The 3160-nt window shown below is 65.3% G+C and carries 3 protein-coding genes; all 3 read right to left on the bottom strand.

The genetic code is table 11. The features are described from left to right. Positions 1-1822: molybdopterin-dependent oxidoreductase (locus EN991_RS29335; protein ID WP_245461104.1), on the bottom strand; the 1822-nt coding region annotated here is incomplete at its 3' end. Between the two features lie 4 nt (positions 1823-1826). Beyond that, positions 1827-2156, bottom strand: coding sequence for a nitrite reductase small subunit NirD (nirD, locus tag EN991_RS29330; RefSeq protein WP_024503964.1), 330 nt, complete (start codon positions 2154-2156; stop codon positions 1827-1829). A 5-nt stretch (positions 2157-2161) separates the two neighbouring features. Beyond that, on the bottom strand, positions 2162-3160 hold a 999-nt coding region (locus EN991_RS29325), incomplete at its 5' end, for a (2Fe-2S)-binding protein (protein WP_164769450.1).

Here is a 3160-nt window from a genome sequence, read left to right as displayed (position 1 = left end):
GTTCCAATGGCCAGCGCCGAGCCAAGGCGCCCCCCTCTGGCCTGCCGGCCATCTCCCCCTCAAGGGGGGAGATTGGCAGCTTCGCCGACCGCTTTCGCTTTGCGACGTTGTGAATTGGCGAAGACGGCCATGACAGCCGATCTCCCCCCTTGAGGGGGAGATGGCCGGCAGGCCAGAGGGGGGCGCCTTGGCTCGGCGCTGGCCATTGGAACGGCTCAAGCGCCTCATATCCCTCCCCATCAACCCCGGCATAAGCCCCGATGTCGAAATCCCGCGCACCATCATTCTCGAACCCCGACAGCGCGGCATGCTCGGCAAACACCTCCGCCGGCGACGCGTAGGAAAACGCCTCACCAAACCCCATCCGTTTGCCCACCTCGGCAATAATCCGCCAGTCAGGCAGCGCATCTCCGGGCACGCGCAAAAACGCGCGCTGGCGCGACACACGGCGTTCGGAATTGGTGACGGTGCCATCCTTCTCGCCCCAGGCGGCGGCGGGCAGCCGGACATGGGCGTGGCGGACGGTATCGGTCCGGGCCAGCACGTCCGACACCACCACGAACGGGCACGCCTTGATCGCCGCTTCGACGGCATCGGCGTCCGGCATCGAATCGACCGGGTTGGTGGCCATGATCCACAGCGCTTTGATGTGCCCGTCGGCAACCGCCTTGAACATCTCGACTGCCTTCAGGCCGGGCTTTCCGGCAACGGCCGGCGCGTTCCAGAAGCGCTGCACGCGGTCGCGATGATCGGGGTTTTCGATCTCCATATGGGCGGCCAGCATGTTGGCCATGCCGCCGACCTCGCGCCCGCCCATGGCGTTGGGCTGGCCGGTCACCGAAAACGGCCCTGCCCCTGGCTTGCCGATGCGGCCGGTGGCCAAATGGCAGTTGATGATGGCATTGACCTTGTCGGTGCCCGAAGACGACTGGTTCACCCCTTGGCTGTAGACGGTCACGGTCTTGGAGGTCGCCGCGAACAGGCTGTAGAACCGGTCAAGCTCGTCCTCGCTCAGGCCCGTGGCAGCAGCGACGCCAGCCAGGTCCAGCGCGGAGGCGGCGAAAAGCGCTTGCCCGAAGCCCGTCGTGTGCGTCGTGATATAGGTGCGGTCGAGCGCATTGTGCTGGCCGAGATAGGCGAGCAGGCCAGTGAACAAAGCGATGTCGCCATCCGGCGCGATCGCCAGATGCATATCGGCAATGTCAGCGGTCATGGTGCGACGCGGGTCGACCAGCACGATCTTCATCTCCGGCCGCTTTTCCCGGGCAGCCGCGATGCGCTGGTAGAGCACCGGATGGCACCAGGCGAGATTGGAGCCGACCAGCACGATCAGGTCGGCAAGCTCCAGATCATCATAGGTTCCGGGCACGGTGTCGGAGCCGAAAGCGCGGCGGTGGCCGGCGACCGAAGAGGCCATGCACAGGCGCGAATTGGTGTCGATGTTGGCGGAGCCGACAAAGCCCTTCATCAGCTTGTTGGCGACGTAGTAGTCCTCGGTCAGCAACTGGCCGGAGACATAGAAGGCGACCGCATCGGGCCCGTGCTCGGCAATGGTTTGCGAGAAGGTCGAGGCGACGAGGTCGAGCGCCTCGTCCCAGCCGGCGCGGCGGCCGTGGATCTCCGGATGAAGCAGCCTGCCGTCGAGATCGATGGTCTCGGCCAGTGCCGAGCCCTTGGAGCAGAGCCGGCCGAAATTGGCCGGGTGGTCGGGGTCGCCGCGCACGGACACTTGCCCGTCCGCGGCGACCTTCGCCAGCACGCCGCAGCCCACCCCGCAATAGGGGCAGGTGGTCCTCACCTCGCGCGCTTCATCGATCTCCATGGGGTCAAGCCGCGCGGCTGGCCAGCGCTTCCAGCGCAATGAACAGATGCTCGCCTTCGATCCGCACCGGAATGGTGCGCACCGCGCCCTCGTCGGCGCCGAGCGCCTTGCCCGTTTCCAGCGAAATCACCCAATTGTGCAAGGGACAGGTCACCGCCGTGCCGTGCACGATGCCCTGGCTGAGCGGTCCGCCTCTGTGCGGGCAATGATCGTCGATAGCGTAGACCTGATCGTCCTGGGTGCGGAAGACCGCGATTTTTCCTTCCGGCGTGGCGACGCAGCGCGCGCCGCGGCGAGGGATGTCGGAGAGAGAGCCTATCGATATCCAGTTCATGACGCTCACTCCGCCGCCTGCGCAAAACCGACCGAAGCCATTGGCCGGAATTCGTGCTTGTCCTTGCCGGAAACGCGTTCCGACCACGGGTCGACCTGGGCGAATTTCTGGCTGAAGACGAAGCGCTCGTAATAGGCCTTGCGCTTGTCGCCATCGTCCATGATCTGGCGCTTGATCTCGGGGATGCCGATGCGCTTGGCCCATTTGTAGATGCGCTCGAGGTAGCGGCCCTGCTCGCGGTACATCTGCGTCAGCGCCACGATATGCTCCAGCGCCTCGTCCTCAGTCTTCACAAGCCCGAGTACTTCGGTGCCCTTGATGTCGAGGCCGGCCGCACCGGCAAAATGGATCTCGTAACCGGAGTCGACGCAGATGACGCCGACATCCTTGCAGGTCGCCTCGGCGCAGTTGCGCGGACAGCCCGACACCGCCATCTTGACCTTGGCCGGCGTCCACGAGCCCCACATGAATTTTTCGATGCGGATGCCGAGGCCCGTCGAATCCTGCGTGCCGAAGCGGCACCAGTCCGAGCCGACGCAGGTCTTCACCGTGCGCAACCCCTTGGCATAGGCGTGGCCGGAGACGAAGCCGGCCTGGCCGAGATCGGCCCACACCGCCGGCAGGTCTTCCTTGCGGATGCCGAGCATGTCGATGCGCTGGCCGCCGGTGACCTTGACCATCGGGATTTCAAACTTGTCGACAACGTCGGCGATGGCGCGCAGTTCAGCGGCATTGGTCACCCCGCCCCACATGCGCGGCACCACCGAATAGGTGCCATCCTTCTGGATGTTGGCGTGGACGCGCTCGTTGATGAAGCGCGACTGGTAGTCGTCGGCGTAGTCGTCCGGCCAGTCGCAGACGAGATAGTAATTGAGCGCCGGCCGGCATTTGGCGCAGCCGCAGGAGGTCGTCCATTCCAGTTCCTGCATGACGGCGGGAATGGTCTTCAGGCTCTTGGCGATGATCAGCCCGCGGACCTCGTCCTGGCCGAGCGTCCTGCAGCC

The organism is Mesorhizobium sp. M7A.F.Ca.US.005.03.2.1, from assembly GCF_003997795.1.
GTDB lineage: Bacteria > Pseudomonadota > Alphaproteobacteria > Rhizobiales > Rhizobiaceae > Mesorhizobium > Mesorhizobium ciceri.
The sequence above is the reverse complement of the archived record's forward strand: the minus strand, read 5'-3'. Positions and strand labels throughout refer to the sequence as shown.